This is a genomic window from Microtetraspora malaysiensis, assembly GCF_001528665.1.
In the GTDB taxonomy this organism is placed as follows: domain Bacteria; phylum Actinomycetota; class Actinomycetes; order Streptosporangiales; family Streptosporangiaceae; genus Microtetraspora_A; species Microtetraspora_A malaysiensis.
The window spans coordinates 58,882-73,468 of sequence record NZ_BBYJ01000009.1 but is presented as its reverse complement, the minus strand read 5'-3'; the positions used below and the strand labels follow the sequence as shown (position 1 = coordinate 73,468).

The window sequence follows — 14,587 nt, the reverse complement described above, 5'->3', positions numbered from 1 at the left end:
CGGACGTCCGACTAAAATGTCAACAGACGAAGGGGGAATCGGGATGCCGAAGATCGTGGACCACGCCGAGCGGCGGGACGAGGTGATGGCGGCGGCCCGGCGGGTCATCCTGCGCGACGGCGTCGAGGGCGCGACCACCCGCGCGATCGCCAAGGAGGCGGGCTACTCCAACGGCGTGCTCACGCACTACTTCGCCGACAAGGACGACATCCTCCTGTCGGCCCTGCGCGACTCGCACCGCCGCATCGCCAACCGGCTGAAGGACAAGCTGGCCGGGCTCACCGGCCTCGCCGCGCTGCGCGAGGTCCTGCTGGACAACCTGCCACTCGACGAGGAGCGGGCCGCCGAGACCGGCCTCGAGGTCGGCTTCTGGGGACGCGGCCTGAGCAGCCCGGCGCTCCTCGCCCTCCAGCGTGAGGACGCGGCCGAGCTGCGCTACCTCGTGCGCAGCCTGCTCTCCTCGGCGGCCGAGGCCGGAGAGATCCGCGCGGCCGCCGACCTCGGCGAGGACCTCGACGACGTGACCGAGCGGCTGCTCGCGCTGGTCGACGGGCTCAGCGCGCACCGGCTCCTCTACCCCGACCGGATGTCCCCGGAGCGGCTCGAACGCCTCATCCTCCGCGAGCTGGACCGGCTCGCCGGCCGCTGACGCCCGCGCGCCCCCGGGGCACGATGATCCCGGGAGCGCGACGCCGAGGGCCCGCGGAACGGGCCCTGCCGGCTCAGGCCGTACGGCGCGGCTCGTAGCGCATGGTGCGGGAGACCCCGATCCGCACGGTCGTGCCCGGAGCGATGGCGACGACCTCGTTCGGCGGGATGTCGTAGAAGTTCGGGTCGCCCGGCGGCTGGATCTGGGTGCCGTTGACCGAACCGAGATCGACGAGCGTGACGTCCCAGCCGTCGAGCGTGATCCGCAGGTGGCGCCGCGACACCGAACCGTCGGGGCTGGTCACCCTGGCCGGGCGCGCCTCACCCGACTGCGCCTCGGGCGCCCGCTCCGGGTCGCGCCCGAGCACGTAGTCCGAGTCGAGGCTCAGTGTGACGCCGTCGTCGAGCACCAGCACCCCGAGCGACGGCCGCGCCCCCTTGTACGGCACGAGCACGTGCCCGGGGACGGGAACGCCGCAGACCGCGCAGAACTGCGCCCGCGGGTCGTTGAAGTGGTCGTTCTTGCAGTCGACGCCGTAGACCATGGGCATCGGGTCCGACGACGGCGTGGAGTCGAGCTGGGTGGAGTCCCCCACCTCCTCCTCTGGCGGCGCCGACGACGAACCGGCCGGGGAAGAGCCCAGGAACGGCTCGAACCCTCCGCTGTCGTACAACGACCCCTCGTCCTCGTTGCCTCCCAAGGACCCCAGCTCCGGCTGCGGGCCGGTGGAGTGGCCCGGGAACGCCTCGCCGATCGGGCCGGGGCCGAGCCCCAGGATCGGACCGGACGGCGGGCCGGAGATCTCCGGGCCGGGCACGGGCGGCGCGGGGTACGGCGACGCCTCGGCGAACGGCGCCGGGTAGGGGCCGGAGTCGTTCGGCGCGATGGAGTACGGCAGCGGGTCGGGCGTCACCGGGGCGAACGGTCCCGAGTCGCGGTCGGGGTCGGTCCTGGGGAAGGGCGACGGCGGCGCCTGCGGCTCCCGGTGCGGCTCCCCGGGCGGGAACGGCGGCTCCATCGGCGCGAAGGGCGACGGCGGCGGAACGACCGGCTCGCGCGCGACGATCGGCTCGGGCGCCGGCGGCGCCACCGGAGCCGGCGTCGGCTGCCGCCTCGGCGGTGGCGGCGGGAAGGCGACCCCTCCGGTCTCGGTGAAATCCTGGACCAGGCCGGCGCCCGTCACCACGCCGCCGTCCAGCCGCGCGTACGGGCTGGAGGGGCCGGCGCCGGGGAGGCGCAGCTCGATCGACGTCACCGGGCCGCGCACCAGGCGGTCGGTCCAGGTGAGCGCGTCACGCCCGGCAAGATGGACGTCGCCGTCGGGCCCGCCGCGCACGCTGGCCTCGGCCGCGCCGCTGACCAGGACCGCGACGCCGCCGTCGGTCGGGCCGGCGATCGCGCAGGCGACCGGCTCGCCCGTGGTCCGGTCCATCGTCCCGGCCAGGACCTGGGCGACCCGGCGCGCCAGCGCCCGGCCGTCCCCGCCGGAGGTCGCGGTCTCGCGTAGCGCCGCGAGCAGCTCATCGACCGGCTGGTCCTCGGCTCCGCAGACCAGCAGCAGGCCGTTCACATGAGCGACGACGCCATCTCCCGGCAGCGGGCGGACCACTCCCACGCCCTGTTCCGTCACTGAACTCTCCCTTTCCGGAAACCCCACCAGTTGAACGGCACCGGCATCGGCGCGCTCACCGGGAATCCGTCCGCGGGGGGCGGGGCCCGGAACGTGACCGAAGGCGACACCAGGTCGATCACCCCAGAACGTAGCAAAAAGAACGGCATACAGCCTTCCTGAGGCCATCCGCTCCCGGACGCCCGCGCCCGGACATCCGATCGGCCCGCCGCCGTGCGGGGCGCGGGCACGACGCCGAATGGCTCGCGGGTCGGCGCGCCGACGCTTTGAGGGCTGGCCACTGCACGCTCCTGATCGGTTTGATCAGAACACTAGTCGCACCTGCCCCCACTAGACGAGTGGGGAGGTCGGATCGGCGTCCGCGGCCGGACGCGCCGTCAGACTCCGGAGAACACCCGGTTCACGTCGGAGGTGACGAGCACGCCGTAGATCTCGCCGCCGCGCTCGACCAGCAGGTACTCCCCCGACGGGCTGCCGCGCATGGCGTCGAGCAGCGGCTCGCCCTCCAGGTCGGCCCCGAGCACCAGCGACGGCTCCAGGCTGCGGGCCAGGGCTCCGACGTTCACCCAGGGCCGCCTGTGCTCCGGCGTCGCGTTCACCGCGGCGTCGTTGACGATGCCCACCGGGCGGGCCTCGTGGTCGACCACGACCATGGCTCCGGCGCCCGCGTCCTGCGCCCGGCGCAGCGCCTCCGACAGCGGCACCTCGGCGGTCACCGGCACCGCGCGGCGGGCGAGGGTGCGGGCGCGGAGGTGGGGAAGGCGGGCGCGCACCCGGGCCACCCGCAGCGACTGCGTGGCGCCCATCCAGATGAACGAGGCCAGGATGACCGACCAGAGCAAGAGCGGGATGTCCATCTCCTGCCCGGTCATGACGGACGTCAGGAGCGGCCAGGCGATCATGACGACGGCGAGGCCCCGGCCGACCCAGGCGGCGGCCACGGTGCCGCTGACGGGGTTGCGGGTGATCTTCCACACACCCGCCCGCAGGATGCGGCCGCCGTCGAGCGGGAGGCCGGGCACCAGGTTGAAGACCCCGACGATCAGGTTGGCCCCGGTGAGCTGGAAAACGAGTACGTAGAAGAGGCCCTCGGGCGGCATGGCGAAGGTGAGCAGCAGGTACCCAAGGCCGCCGAGGCCCAGCGAGAGCGCCGGGCCGGCCGCCGCGACGAGGAACTCACGCCCCGGGGTGTCCGGCTCGCGCTCGATCTCCGAGACGCCGCCGAGCATGTAGAGGACGATCCTGCGCACCGGGTAGCCGTAGTGCTTGGCGACCACGCAGTGGGCCAGCTCGTGCGCGAGCACCGACAGATAGAGCAGCACCGCGAACAGCAGCGCCACCGCGTACGTGGCGGGGCGGCCGTATCCGGGGAGGTAGGCCGCGAACCACGGTTCGGCGCTCCAGGTGATGAAGGCGGCCACGAGGAGCCAGGTCGGCGAGACGTAGACCGGGATGCCGAACGGCCGTCCCATCCGCAGGCCGGGGGAGCCATTCACAGGGGTACTCATGGTGGTCGTCTTCCCTCCTTGGCCTCGATGGTACGCGCCGCGGGGTGGCCGCAGGCCACGCCTGACACGGGCCGTACGGGCACCGGGACCGGTTTCTGTCAGCGTGGTGTCCTACAGTGCGGGACATGGCTCTCACCGAAGAGCGCGCGATCATCGGCGCCCTCTCCCCATCCCGTGCCGGCGATTTCATGACATGCCCGCTGCTCTACAGGTTCAGGGTGATCGACCGGCTCCCCGAGAAGCCCTCCCCCGCCGCGGTCCGCGGCACGCTGGTCCACGCCGTCCTGGAGCGGCTGTACGACCTGCCCTCGGGGGCCCGCACGGTGGCGGCCGCGCAGGATCTGCTCGAACCGCAGTGGCGGCGGCTGCTCGACGAGGCCCCGGAGTACGGCGGGCTGTTCGCCGACGACGAGGAGCGGGACCGCTGGCTCACCGAGGCCAGGGGGATGGTCGAGCGGTACTTCACGCTGGAGGACCCGCGCCGTCTCGAACCGGCCGAGCGCGAGATGTACGTCGAGACGGTGCTGGACAGCGGGCTGCTGCTGCGCGGCTACATCGACCGGCTGGACGTGGCGCCGACCGGCGAGGTGCGGGTCGTCGACTACAAGACGGGCAGCGCGCCGGGCCCGGAGTTCGAGGCCAAGGCGCTGTTCCAGATGCGGTTCTACGCCCTGGCGCTGTGGCGGCTGCGCGGCGCGGTGCCGCGCATGCTCCAGCTCATGTACCTCGGCAACGGTGAGATCATCCGGTACGTGCCGGACGAGGCCGACCTGCGGGCCACCGAGCGGAAGGTCCAGGCGCTCTGGGAGGCGATCGAGCGCTCACTGCAGTCGCGCGAGTGGCGGGCCAGGCGCTCGCGGCTGTGCGACTGGTGCGACCACCAGGAGCTGTGCCCCGAGTTCGGCGGCACTCCCCCGCCCGTCCCCGACCGTGACCCGGGGCTCAGCTCGCGCAGGAGCAGCCACCGGGCGGCCAGCGACGAGCTGTGACGCCCGCCGCCCGGCAGGCCTCGCGGGACTCATCCCTTCGGACGAGCCGAATATCCGCCCGGGGCAGGGTCGGTCGCTCAGGCGGGGTCCGTAAATTGGGAGCGTGCGCTCCACCCCCGGCAGTGCGAGATCCTCGATCCGATCGCACCCCCTGATCACCGACTCGGCTGTCGCGGCGGTTCTCACCGCGGCGTCGCTCGCGCTCATCCTGCTGCTGGGCGACGGGCTGATAGAGAGCTGGGCGGGTGTCCCAGCGGTGGAGCCGCGCGCCCCGGGCGCGCTCGGCCTCGTCCTGGCCGTGCTGTGCACGCTGCCGGTGGCGCTGCGCCGCCGCTACCCGCTGATCGCGCTGGCCTTCGCCACGCTGCCCGAGGTGGCCCTCCACGCGTTCGACCTCAACCCGGGGCTGGGCGGCGTCGCGACGCTGATCCTCCTCTACTCGGCCGCCGCACACCGGGGGTTCGCGGTCAGCCTGATCGCCCTCTCCGTCGCCGGCCTCGGCTACGCCGTGGGCGCGCTGCTGGGCGACGAGCCGCTCTCCTGGGCGGACCATGTCATCGCGGTGGTGGTCGCCATGCTCTGCTGGATCGGCGGGCGCAGCGTGCGGCTGCGCCGCGCCTATCTCGCCGAGCTGGTCGACCGTACCGACCGGCTGGAGCGGGCGCGGGAGGCCGACACCCGGGCCGCCAGGGCCGAGGAGCGGTCCCGGATCGCCCGGGAGCTGCACGACGTCGTGGCACACCACGTGAGCGTCATGACGGTCCAGGCCGCGGCCGCGCGCAAGATGCTGGCGGTCAAGCCGGACGTGGCGCGGGACGCGTTGAGCGCCATCGAGGAGATGGGGCGCACGGCGATGGCGGAGATGCGCAACATCGTGGGCGTGCTGCGCACCGACGGCCCGGCCGAGCTCGGGCCGCAGCCGGGCATGCAGGACGTGCCCACGCTGGTCGACCAGATGCGCGAGGCCGGCCTGCGCACCGAGCTGAGCGTCGAGGGCGGCGCGGGGGGCGACCTGCCGGCGCTCCCGCCCGGTGTGGACCTCGCCGCCTACCGCCTCATCCAGGAGGCGCTCACGAACAGCCTCAGGCACGCGGGACCGGCGGCCAGGGCGTGGGTGACCGTCCGCCGGGAGGGCGGCGAGCTGCGGGTTCACGTGGAGGACGACGGGCGCGGCCCGGCGCCGGAACCCGACCTTCCGGCCCGGACCGGTCACGGCCTTGTGGGCATCAAGGAGCGGGTCGCCCTTTATGGTGGAGTCCTGCGAATCGGTCCCCGCGACGGGGGCGGGTTCGAGGTCAGCGCCCGCTTCCCCCTCAAGGACAGATGATGCCGATCAGAGTGCTGCTGGTGGACGACCAGCCGCTGCTGCGTACCGGATTTCGCTTCATCCTTGAGGCCGAGCAGGACGTCACCGTCGTCGGCGAGGCGGGCGACGGCGCGATGGCCATGGAACAGTCCCGGGCGCTGCTGCCCGACGTCGTCCTCATGGACATCCGGATGCCGGGCATGGACGGCATCGAGGCGACCCGGCGCATCGTGCGGGAGGCGTCGGCCAGCGCGCACGTGCCCAAGGTCCTGGTGCTGACCACGTTCGACCTGGACGAGTACATCGTGGAGGCGCTGCGCGCCGGGGCGAGCGGCTTCCTGCTGAAGGACGTGCCGCCGGACGACCTCGTGCAGGCGATCCGGGTGGTGGCGGGGGGCGACGCGATCGTGGCGCCGAGCGTCACCCGGCGGCTGCTCGACCGGTTCGCCACCCGGCTGCCGTCCGCGCAGGAGCGCGCGGTCCCGGCCCGCCTCGACCGGCTGACCGAGCGCGAGCTGGAGGTGCTCCAGCTCATCGCCAAGGGCATGTCGAACGCCGAGATCGCGGCGAAGCTGGTGGTCAGCGAGACCACGGTGAAGACGCACGTCGGCAACGTGCTGACCAAACTGTCCCTGCGCGACCGGGTGCAGGCCGTCGTCCTCGCCTACGAGACCGGGCTGATCACGCCGGGCGCCCGCTCCTGAGGGGCCGCCCGGCGTGACCGCGCGTCACGAGGAGGTCGTCGCGCCCTCCCCCGGCGCGGCCTCTCCCTGCGTACCGTTCCCGTCCGCCGGCTCGGCGCCGGTCGCGCCCGCGGGGGCGTTCTCCGGGAAGTGGCAGGCCACCTGGTGGCCGGACGCGAGCGCCAGCAGCGGCGGCTCGACCTTAGAGCAGACCTCCTGCGCCTTCCAGCAGCGGGTGTGGAAGCGGCACGCGGGCGGCGGGTTGAGCGGCGAGGGCACGTCTCCCAGCAGCCGGATGCGGTCGCGCTCCTTGCGCCGCTTCACGTCCGGGAGCGGCACCGCCGACAGGAGCGCGTTCGTGTACGGGTGCATCGGCGCCTCGTACAGGCTCTTGCGGTCGGCCAGCTCGACGATCTTGCCGAGGTACATCACCGCGACCCGGTCGCTGATGTGCCGGACCACCGACAGGTCGTGCGCGATCACCACGTAGGTGAGGTCGAGCTCGTTCTGCAGGTCCTCCAGGAGGTTGACCACCTGCGCCTGGATCGACACGTCGAGCGCGGACACCGGCTCGTCGGCGATGATCAGCTTGGGCTTGAGCGCGAGCGTGCGCGCGATGCCGATGCGCTGGCGCTGGCCGCCGGAGAACTCGTGCGGGTAGCGGTTGTAGTGCTCGGGGTTGAGCCCGACCATCTCCAGGATCTCCTGGACCGCCTTCTTGGTGCCCTGCTCGGTCTTGATCCCCTGGATCCGGAACGGCGCGCCGACGATGGCGCCCACCGTGTGGCGGGGGTTCAGCGAGCTGTACGGGTCCTGGAAGATGATCTGGACGTCGCGGCGGAGCGGCCGCATCCGCCCCTGCGACATGTGGGTGATGTCGTGGCCCTCGAAGTGGATCTTGCCGCCGGTCGGCTCGATCAGCCGGGTGATCAGCCGTCCGGTGGTCGTCTTGCCGCAGCCCGACTCCCCGACCAGGCCGAGGGTCTCGCCCTTGAAGACGTCGAAGCTGATGCCGTCGACGGCCTTGACCGCACCCACCTGCCGCTTGAGCAGCCCCTTCGTGACCGGGAAGTGCTTCTGCAGGTCCTGCACGCTCAGCAGAGGATCCCGGGCCGCGCCGGCTCCGGCCGGCGTCCCACGCTCGCTCACGACGCCTCCAGATTGGGCTTGATCTCGTTCTCCCAGGCGGTGCGCCGGACGTCGCGGGACAGGTGGCAGCGCACCAGGTGACCGCCCTCGCTCTCCAGGAGCTCGGGGACCTCCGAGGTGGACCTGCCGCCGGTGCGGTCGGCGAACGTGCAGCGCGGGTGGAAGGCGCACCCCGGCGGCACGTTGATCAGCGAGGGCGGCGAGCCCTTGATCGGCAGGAGGCGCTCGGTGCGCTCCCGGTCGAGGCGGGGCATCGAGCCGAGGAGACCCCAGGTGTACGGATGCTCCGGCCGTTCGAAGATGTCCTCGGCCGTGCCGTACTCGATGGCCTTGCCCGCGTACATCACCAGGATGTCGTCGGACAGCTCGGCAACCACGCCCAGGTCGTGGGTGATGACGATCAGCGCGGCGTTGAAGTCGCGCTGCAGGTCGCGCATCAGGTCGAGGATCTGCGCCTGGACGGTCACGTCGAGGGCCGTCGTCGGCTCGTCCGCGATGAGCAGCTCGGGGTCGCAGCTCAGCGCCATGGCGATCATGGCGCGCTGCCGCATGCCACCGGAGAACTCGTGCGGGTAGCTGTCCACCCGCCGGTCAGGCTGCGGGATGCCGACCCGGTCGAGCATCTCGATCGCGTGCTTGCGCGCGACCTTCTTACTCACGTCGTGGTGGATCCGGTACGCCTCCATGATCTGCGCGCCGACCGTGTAGAACGGGTGCATCGCGGACAGCGGATCCTGGAAGATCATCGCCATCTTCTTGCCGCGCAGCGTACGCACGTGCTCGGCGCTCGCGCTCACCAGTTCCTCGCCGTCCAGCCAGATCTCACCGGAGATCTTGGCGCGGCCGCCCTTGTGCAGGCCGAGGATGCCGAGGCTGGTGACGCTCTTGCCCGAGCCGGACTCGCCGACGATGCCGAGGGTCTTGCCCCGCTCCAGCCGGAACGAGAGCCCGTCCACCGACTTGACGAGACCGTCGTCGCTCGGGAAGTGGATCCGCAGATCCTTCAGTTCCAGGAAGGTCACGCCAACCTCACCCTCGGGTCGACCACGGCGTACAGCAGGTCGACGATCAGATTCGCCACGACGACGAAGAACGCGGCGAACAGGACCACGCCCATGACCTTGGGCAGGTCCTGGTTCGTGATGGCGTCGATGGCGTACTTGCCCATGCCGGGCAAGGAGTAGGTGCTCTCGGTGAGCACCGCTCCGCCCAGAAGAAGGCCGACGTCGAGACCGAAGATGGTCACGAGGGGGGTGAGCGCGCCGCGCAGGCCGTGCTTGAGCACCACCGTACGCTCGGCCAGCCCCTTGGCCCGAGCAGTGCGGATATAGTCCTCGTTCATCGTCTCCAGCATCCCGGCCCGGGTGAGCCGCGCGTATCCGGCGGCGTACAGGAAGGCGAGGGTGACCCACGGCAGGACCAGGCTGTACGCCCAGGCCACGGGGTCGTCCAGGAGCGGGGTGTAACTGCCGCCCGGCGCGGTGATCGAGAACGGGTTGCCGTAGCTGAACACCACCATCGACACGATGCCCGTGAAGAAGATCGGGAGGGAGACGCCGCCGAGCGCGATCGTCATCGCCGCCCGGTCGAAGAAGCTGCCCCGCTTGAGGGCGGACACCACGCCGGTCGCCACACCCGCCAGCACCCAGATGATCGCCGCGCCGAACGCCAGCGACATCGTCACCGGGAGGCGGTCGAGCAGGTCCGGCCAGACGGGCAGCCGGGTGAGGAAGGAGTAGCCGAAGCACGGAGCGGGGCAGTGCTCCACGCCCGGACCGTAGTCATAGTCCGCGCCTGCGACGATGCCCTTGGCGAATCGTCCGTACTGCACGACCAGGGGATCGTTGAAGCCGAGCTTCTCGGCGGCGATCTGCACCTGTTCCGCGTTGGCGGTACGGCCGACGTAGCGAGCGGCGAGGCTCTCCGGCGTCGCGCCCGCCAGGCGCGGCACCAGGAAGAAGATGGCAAACGTGATGATGCTCACAATGGTGAGCATCACGGCCGCCCAGATCAGCCGCCTGATGATGTATGTGACCACAGTCCCCCCGGCTCCGAGGGCCGGCCCGAACGGGCCGGCCCCCTGCCGTGCTCAGGTGTGTCGGATCGGTTTCGCGATTACTTGACGCCGAGGCCCAGGTAGTCGTACATGCCGTACGCGTCGTTCACGAAGACGTTCGTCGCGTTCTTGCTACGGACAATGAGGGTCTTCGTCCAGATGCCGGGCAGGACGTAGGCGTCCTCCATGACCTTCTTGTCGATCGCGGTCCAGATCGCGTTGCGCTTGGCCTCGTCGGTCTCCGCCATCGCCTGGTCGAGCAGCTTGTCGACCTCGGGGTCCCGGACGCTGACATTCGAGGAACCGCCGGTGTCGCGGATGACGCGGCTGTCGACGATCTGGCCGAAGAAGCCGAAACCGTCAGGCCAGTCGGACTGCCAGCCGTTCTGGGCCAGGCCGATCTTGTTGTCCTTCGCGAAGCCCGGCTTGCCGGCGTACAGCGCGAAGTAGTCCGCCTGCGGGAACCCCTTGAGCGTCACCTTGATGCCGACCCGGCCCAGGGCCTGCTGCAGCGCCTCGGCCGCGGCCTTCTCGTTCGGACGCTCGACGCGGTAGGCGATGTTGGTCTCGAAGCCGTCCGGCTGACCGCAGGCCTTCAGGGACTCCTTCGCCTTCTCCAGGTCGCCCTTGTTGTCGGCACCCGGCGGGTAGAGGTTGAAGTCCTCGTGACCGGGGATCGCCGGCGGGAGCATGCTGGTCGCGATCTGACCGCCGGCGAACTCGCCGCCGAAGGCGGTCTGGTAGTCCACCTTGTTCGCGGCGTACTGAACGGCCTTACGGCAGTCGATGTTGTCCAGCGGCGGGACGTTGCCGTTGATCGAGGTGTACCAGAGGCGGGTGCTCGTCGGGTTGTCGGAGTTGGCCTTGACCGTCGGGTCGCCGAGGACACGACCGAGGGCCGCCTGCTTGATGCCGGTGCCGAGCACCGCGACGTCGAGGTCGCCGGAGAGGATCCGGTTGTCGATGTCGTCGGCGTTGACGTTGGTCGTGACCTCGTAGCCGTCCGGGAGCGCGCGGCGGTTCGGGTCGGTGGCCGGGTCCCAGTTGGGGTTGCGGGCCAGCGTGAAGCCCTTGCCGATCTCGTTCTTCTGGAACATGTACGGCCCAGAGGCGATCACGTGCTCGCGGTACTTCGCACCAGTGTCCTTGGCCTCCGGGACCGGGATGGTCGCGGGAAGCTGGGCGAAGTAGTCGAAGTTGCTCAGCGACTGCTTCAGGTGGAAGACGATCGTCTGGTCGTCCGGCGTCTCGATCGCCTGGTCGGTATTGACGCCCTTGGACTTGTACGGGCCCTTGTAGCCCTTCGGCAGGTCCAGGAAGTCGTTGAAGTAGGTGTACCCGTCGGGGAACACCTCCTTGTCGAGCGAGCGCAGCACGGCGTACTTGACGTCCTTGGACGTGATCGGCGTGCCGTCCTCGAACTTGACGCCCTGCTTGAGCTTGTACGTCCAGGTCTTGGCGTCGTCGCTCGGCTGGCCCATGCCCTCAGCCAGGTCAGGCGCGAGCTCGTTGCCCTCCTTGCCCACCGCCGACTTGAACATCAGCAGCGAGCGACCGTAGAGCCGGACGAAGTTCCAGGAGTAGCCGTAGTACGTGTCGCCCGGGTCGAGGGAGTCCCAGTCACCCTCGTTGGCGAACTTGAGGACCCCGCCCTTCTTGTCCGACGGGTTGACGATCCCCGTGAGGGCGGCGTTGAACTCTGCCTTGCCCCCCTGGTCGGCGGGCTGCGCCGAGTCCTTCGGCGTCGAGCCAGAGCCGCCGCCGCAGGCGGACAGCGCGAGGGCGAGCACCGCACCCAGCGCAGCCGCGCCCGTCGTGGTTCTTCTCTTCATCTACAAACCCCTTGGTTTCGTGGCGGGGAACAACAGGGAATCGGGAGAGGATCAGCGAGCCTTCGGGTCGAGGGCGTCCCTCAGGCCGTCACCGAACAGGTTGAAGGCCAGTACGGTGATGAAGATCGCCATGCCGGGGAAGAACATGAAGTGCGGGATCGTGTAGAACCGCACCGCGTCCGACAGCATGCCGCCCCAGGTGGGTGTCGGCGGGCGCACGCCCACCCCGAGGAAGGACAGTGCCGCCTCGAACAGCACATTGCTGGGGATCAGCAGTGTTGAGTAGATCAGGATCGGCGCGACCAGGTTGGGCAGCATCTCACGGAAGATGACGTACGGCCCGCGCGCACCGAGGCTGCGCGCGGCGTCGACGAACTCGCGCTCGCGCAGCGACAGCGTCTGGCCGCGGACGATCCGGCCGATGTACGGCCAGTTGAAGAAGCCGATGACGAAGACCAGCATCGCGACGCGCAAGGTGTCGCCGGACAGGCCGAACGCGCTGTCGGGGATGATGCCGGCCAGCGCCATGGCGAAGACCAGGAGCGGGAAGGCGAGGAAGACGTCCATCGCCTTGCTGATGATCGAGTCGACCAGGCCGCCGAAGTAGCCTGCTGTGACGCCCAGGAGCGTCCCGATCGCCACCGACAGCAGGGTGGCCAGGAAGGCGATGAGCAGGGAGATGCGCGCGCCGTAGACGACCCGGCTGAAGATGTCGCGGCCGTTGACCGGCTCAAGGCCGAACAGGTGGTCGGCGCTGATGCCCGTGCCACCCTTCGGCGCCATGGTCGACGCGTCGATGAGATCGGAGTTGAACTGGGTCGGGTCCTGTCCGAACGCCTTGACGAGGAGGGGCGCGAAGACGGCGACCAAGATCAGGAAGATGACGACCAGCGCGCCGGCGATGGCGATCTTGTCGCGCTTCAACCGCATCCAGGCGATCTGTCCCAGCGAGCGGCCCTGGATGGCGGCGACGCCGGCTCCGGCGATCGCGGGTGCCGATGCGGGGTCCACCGACGCGTCCGGCACGTCGAGCGGCGCCGTCATCGGCCCTCACCCGTCATGTGCGCCGGAAGCGCCGTCTCGCGCTTCACCGTGAGATGCGGCGTCGACTCCGCGACCGGGATGCGGTGCGTATAGATGACCTTGCTGCGCGCGGCCATGCGTGTCGGCCCCCTGGGATCCAGACGTTCTCCTGCGGTCCCGGCAGCCCCCGGGTCCCAGAAGGGAGGATCTACGTTCTGAGCTGCATAAACAAGCCCAAAGGGGGTCTATGTGGCCCAACTGTGATTGACGCGAAACTTATTCGTACTGATCTTGCAAGGAATGTCCGAGAGCCGTTTCAGTTCCGTCTCAGAATCATGACATTCCCGCCATACGGGATCTCGCGCACCGGAGTCGCCCGGCCGCGCGCTCCGCGCCGAAGCGGCCGCGCCGAAGCGGCCGGGCCGACTCAGTCGATGCCGCGCTTCCGGAGGAGGTCCTCGATGTCGGAGAAGTCGTCCGCGGCGGCGGGCTGGGCGGAACGCTCGACCGGCTTGGCCTTTCCGGCGGGCGCCGCGGCGGGGGCTCCGGTGGGGGCCGCCGTGGAGGCGTCCGCGGCGGCGGACCCCTTGCGGTCCCGCGTGACGGCACGCCCGCGCAGCGCGCCGGAGACGACGAAGAGCAGGACGGACAGGCCGGCCAGGACGATGCCCGTCCACACCATGGGCGACAGGACCAGACGGGTCACGAAGGACACCAGTGCGGAGACAACGTTCCACAGTGTCTCCAGGATCCCGGTCAGCAGCGCGGCGAGCGGCAGCAATGACCACGCCGTGGCGCGCAGCCCGGCGGCCAGCCCCCGGCGGCGGAACGCCAGGTAGCTCAGCACGAGCCCCACGACGGTGATTCCGACGCACAGCGGCGTCCAGGCGATGGCGGTGAAGGACATGACATGCTCCTTTTACGGCGTTCGTTCCATCCTGGCACGCGCCGCCGCCGGGCGAGTGCCCCGAGATCGCCGGGAGGACCCTGAGATCCCCCTGAGATCACGCGGACGGGGTCGGGGACGTGCCGCGAGGAGCCGCGTGGGAGCCGGTCAGCCGATGAGGCCGCGCAGAAGCGCGACGTCCACGTGGCACAGCGACGGAACGACGACCCGCCCGGGCGCGGGGTCGATGGCCACCAGGCTGGGCACCGCGACCACCCGGCATCCGGCCGCCGACGCGGAGGCCACGCCGTTCGGGGAGTCCTCCAGCACCGCGCAGCGCGCGGGATCGACGGAGAGCAGGCTGGTCGCGGTGAGGTACGGCTCGGGGTGCGGCTTGGTCCAGGTGACGTCGTCGGCGGTGACGATGACGTCGAAGTGCTCGCGGCCGACGGACTTCAGCACCGAGTCGGCGATCACCCGCAGCGACGAGGTGACCAGCGCGATGGGCACGCCCTCCTCCATGATCGCGCGGAGCAGGTCGAGGGCGCCCGGCATGGTCTCGACCCCGTCGGCGAGCCGCTGCTCCATGCCGTCGAGCAGCCACTCCCCCACGATGGACGGGGCCACCTCGGCCCCGGTCACCTTGAGCATGTAGGCGATGCTGCGCTCCCACGAGCCGCCCACGAGCTGCCCCTGGTGCTCGGGACCCCAGGTGCCGCCGAGGCGGGCCACCACCTCGGACTCCACCTCGAACCACACCTTCTCGGTGTCGACCAGCAGCCCGTCCATGTCGAAGAGAACCGCGTCCAAGCTTCCCCCTTGCCGCTTCGCCGTACCGGGTGAACCAGGCGCGTCGCCGCGTGCCGGGGGAGCCCC

The 14,587-nt window shown here is 70.7% G+C and carries 13 protein-coding genes; 4 read left to right on the top strand and 9 right to left on the bottom strand.

The features are described from left to right. The first annotated feature begins 43 nt into the window (after positions 1 to 43). Positions 44 to 649: a TetR/AcrR family transcriptional regulator gene (locus AWQ71_RS12520; protein WP_067131788.1), complete on the top strand. Its 606-nt coding sequence runs from the start codon at positions 44 to 46 to the stop codon at positions 647 to 649. A 73-nt stretch (positions 650 to 722) separates the two neighbouring features. Here AWQ71_RS12520 and AWQ71_RS12515 read toward each other — a convergent pair whose 3' ends face one another. Together AWQ71_RS12515 and AWQ71_RS12510 are read right to left on the bottom strand one after the other, a co-directional pair. Next, the gene (locus AWQ71_RS12515; RefSeq protein ID WP_067131785.1) at positions 723 to 2,279 is read right to left on the bottom strand and encodes an FHA domain-containing protein; all 1,557 of its coding nucleotides are present in this window, start codon (positions 2,277 to 2,279) and stop codon (positions 723 to 725) included. Positions 2,280 to 2,656: 377 nt separating this feature from the next. Next, on the bottom strand, positions 2,657 to 3,787 hold the full coding sequence (locus tag AWQ71_RS12510; RefSeq protein ID WP_067131783.1) for a site-2 protease family protein: 1,131 nt from the start codon (positions 3,785 to 3,787) through the stop codon (positions 2,657 to 2,659). 125 nt (positions 3,788 to 3,912) lie between these two features. Here AWQ71_RS12510 and AWQ71_RS12505 point away from each other — a divergent pair, with 125 nt between their 5' ends. The 3 genes from AWQ71_RS12505 (at position 3,913) to AWQ71_RS12495 (ending at position 6,786) form a co-directional block, all read left to right on the top strand. Further along, a complete protein-coding gene (locus AWQ71_RS12505; RefSeq protein ID WP_067132331.1) occupies positions 3,913 to 4,776 on the top strand; it encodes a RecB family exonuclease in 864 nt (287 codons plus the stop codon). Positions 4,777 to 4,879: 103 nt separating this feature from the next. Beyond that, positions 4,880 to 6,103, top strand: a complete 1,224-nt coding sequence (locus tag AWQ71_RS12500; RefSeq protein WP_084258819.1) for a sensor histidine kinase — start codon at positions 4,880 to 4,882, stop codon at positions 6,101 to 6,103. Further along, positions 6,103 to 6,786: a response regulator gene (locus AWQ71_RS12495; protein ID WP_067131779.1), complete on the top strand. Its 684-nt coding sequence runs from the start codon at positions 6,103 to 6,105 to the stop codon at positions 6,784 to 6,786. The genes AWQ71_RS12500 and AWQ71_RS12495 overlap by 1 nt, the downstream gene beginning before the upstream one ends. Before the next feature lie 24 nt (positions 6,787 to 6,810). On the opposite strand, the gene AWQ71_RS12490 is transcribed toward AWQ71_RS12495, so the two are convergent. The 7 genes from AWQ71_RS12490 to AWQ71_RS12460 all read right to left on the bottom strand — a co-directional run bounded on the left by AWQ71_RS12490 (position 6,811) and on the right by AWQ71_RS12460 (position 14,521). Continuing rightward, entirely contained in the window at positions 6,811 to 7,914 is a 1,104-nt protein-coding gene (locus AWQ71_RS12490) for an ABC transporter ATP-binding protein (RefSeq protein ID WP_067131776.1), read from the bottom strand. Next, a complete protein-coding gene (locus AWQ71_RS12485) occupies positions 7,911 to 8,936 on the bottom strand; it encodes an ABC transporter ATP-binding protein (RefSeq protein ID WP_067131773.1) in 1,026 nt (341 codons plus the stop codon). Before AWQ71_RS12485 ends, AWQ71_RS12490 begins: the two co-directional genes overlap by 4 nt. Continuing rightward, entirely contained in the window at positions 8,933 to 9,952 is a 1,020-nt protein-coding gene (locus AWQ71_RS12480) for an ABC transporter permease (protein WP_067131770.1), read from the bottom strand. Before AWQ71_RS12480 ends, AWQ71_RS12485 begins: the two co-directional genes overlap by 4 nt. A gap of 77 nt (positions 9,953 to 10,029) precedes the next feature. Continuing rightward, the gene (locus tag AWQ71_RS12475; RefSeq protein WP_067131768.1) at positions 10,030 to 11,802 is read right to left on the bottom strand and encodes an ABC transporter substrate-binding protein; all 1,773 of its coding nucleotides are present in this window, start codon (positions 11,800 to 11,802) and stop codon (positions 10,030 to 10,032) included. A gap of 51 nt (positions 11,803 to 11,853) precedes the next feature. Further along, entirely contained in the window at positions 11,854 to 12,846 is a 993-nt protein-coding gene (locus AWQ71_RS12470) for an ABC transporter permease (protein ID WP_067131765.1), read from the bottom strand. Between the two features lie 406 nt (positions 12,847 to 13,252). Beyond that, positions 13,253 to 13,732, bottom strand: coding sequence for a cellulose synthase (locus AWQ71_RS12465; RefSeq protein ID WP_067131762.1), 480 nt, complete (start codon positions 13,730 to 13,732; stop codon positions 13,253 to 13,255). A gap of 147 nt (positions 13,733 to 13,879) precedes the next feature. Then, complete coding sequence (locus AWQ71_RS12460) at positions 13,880 to 14,521, bottom strand: HAD family hydrolase (protein WP_067131760.1); 642 nt, start codon at positions 14,519 to 14,521, stop codon at positions 13,880 to 13,882. Between the last annotated feature and the right edge of the window lie 66 nt (positions 14,522 to 14,587).

Excerpts from the sequence above, each read along its gene's own strand:
- AWQ71_RS12520 (WP_067131788.1), top strand. The coding sequence starts at position 44 with ATGCCGAAGATCGTGGACCACGCCGAGCGGCGGGACGAGGTGATGGCG.
- AWQ71_RS12510 (WP_067131783.1), bottom strand. The coding sequence starts at position 3,787 with ATGAGTACCCCTGTGAATGGCTCCCCCGGCCTGCGGATGGGACGGCCG.
- AWQ71_RS12505 (WP_067132331.1), top strand. The coding sequence starts at position 3,913 with ATGGCTCTCACCGAAGAGCGCGCGATCATCGGCGCCCTCTCCCCATCC.
- AWQ71_RS12495 (WP_067131779.1), top strand. The coding sequence starts at position 6,103 with ATGCCGATCAGAGTGCTGCTGGTGGACGACCAGCCGCTGCTGCGTACC.
- AWQ71_RS12475 (WP_067131768.1), bottom strand. The coding sequence starts at position 11,802 with ATGAAGAGAAGAACCACGACGGGCGCGGCTGCGCTGGGTGCGGTGCTC.
- AWQ71_RS12470 (WP_067131765.1), bottom strand. The coding sequence starts at position 12,846 with ATGACGGCGCCGCTCGACGTGCCGGACGCGTCGGTGGACCCCGCATCG.
- AWQ71_RS12465 (WP_067131762.1), bottom strand. The coding sequence starts at position 13,732 with ATGTCCTTCACCGCCATCGCCTGGACGCCGCTGTGCGTCGGAATCACC.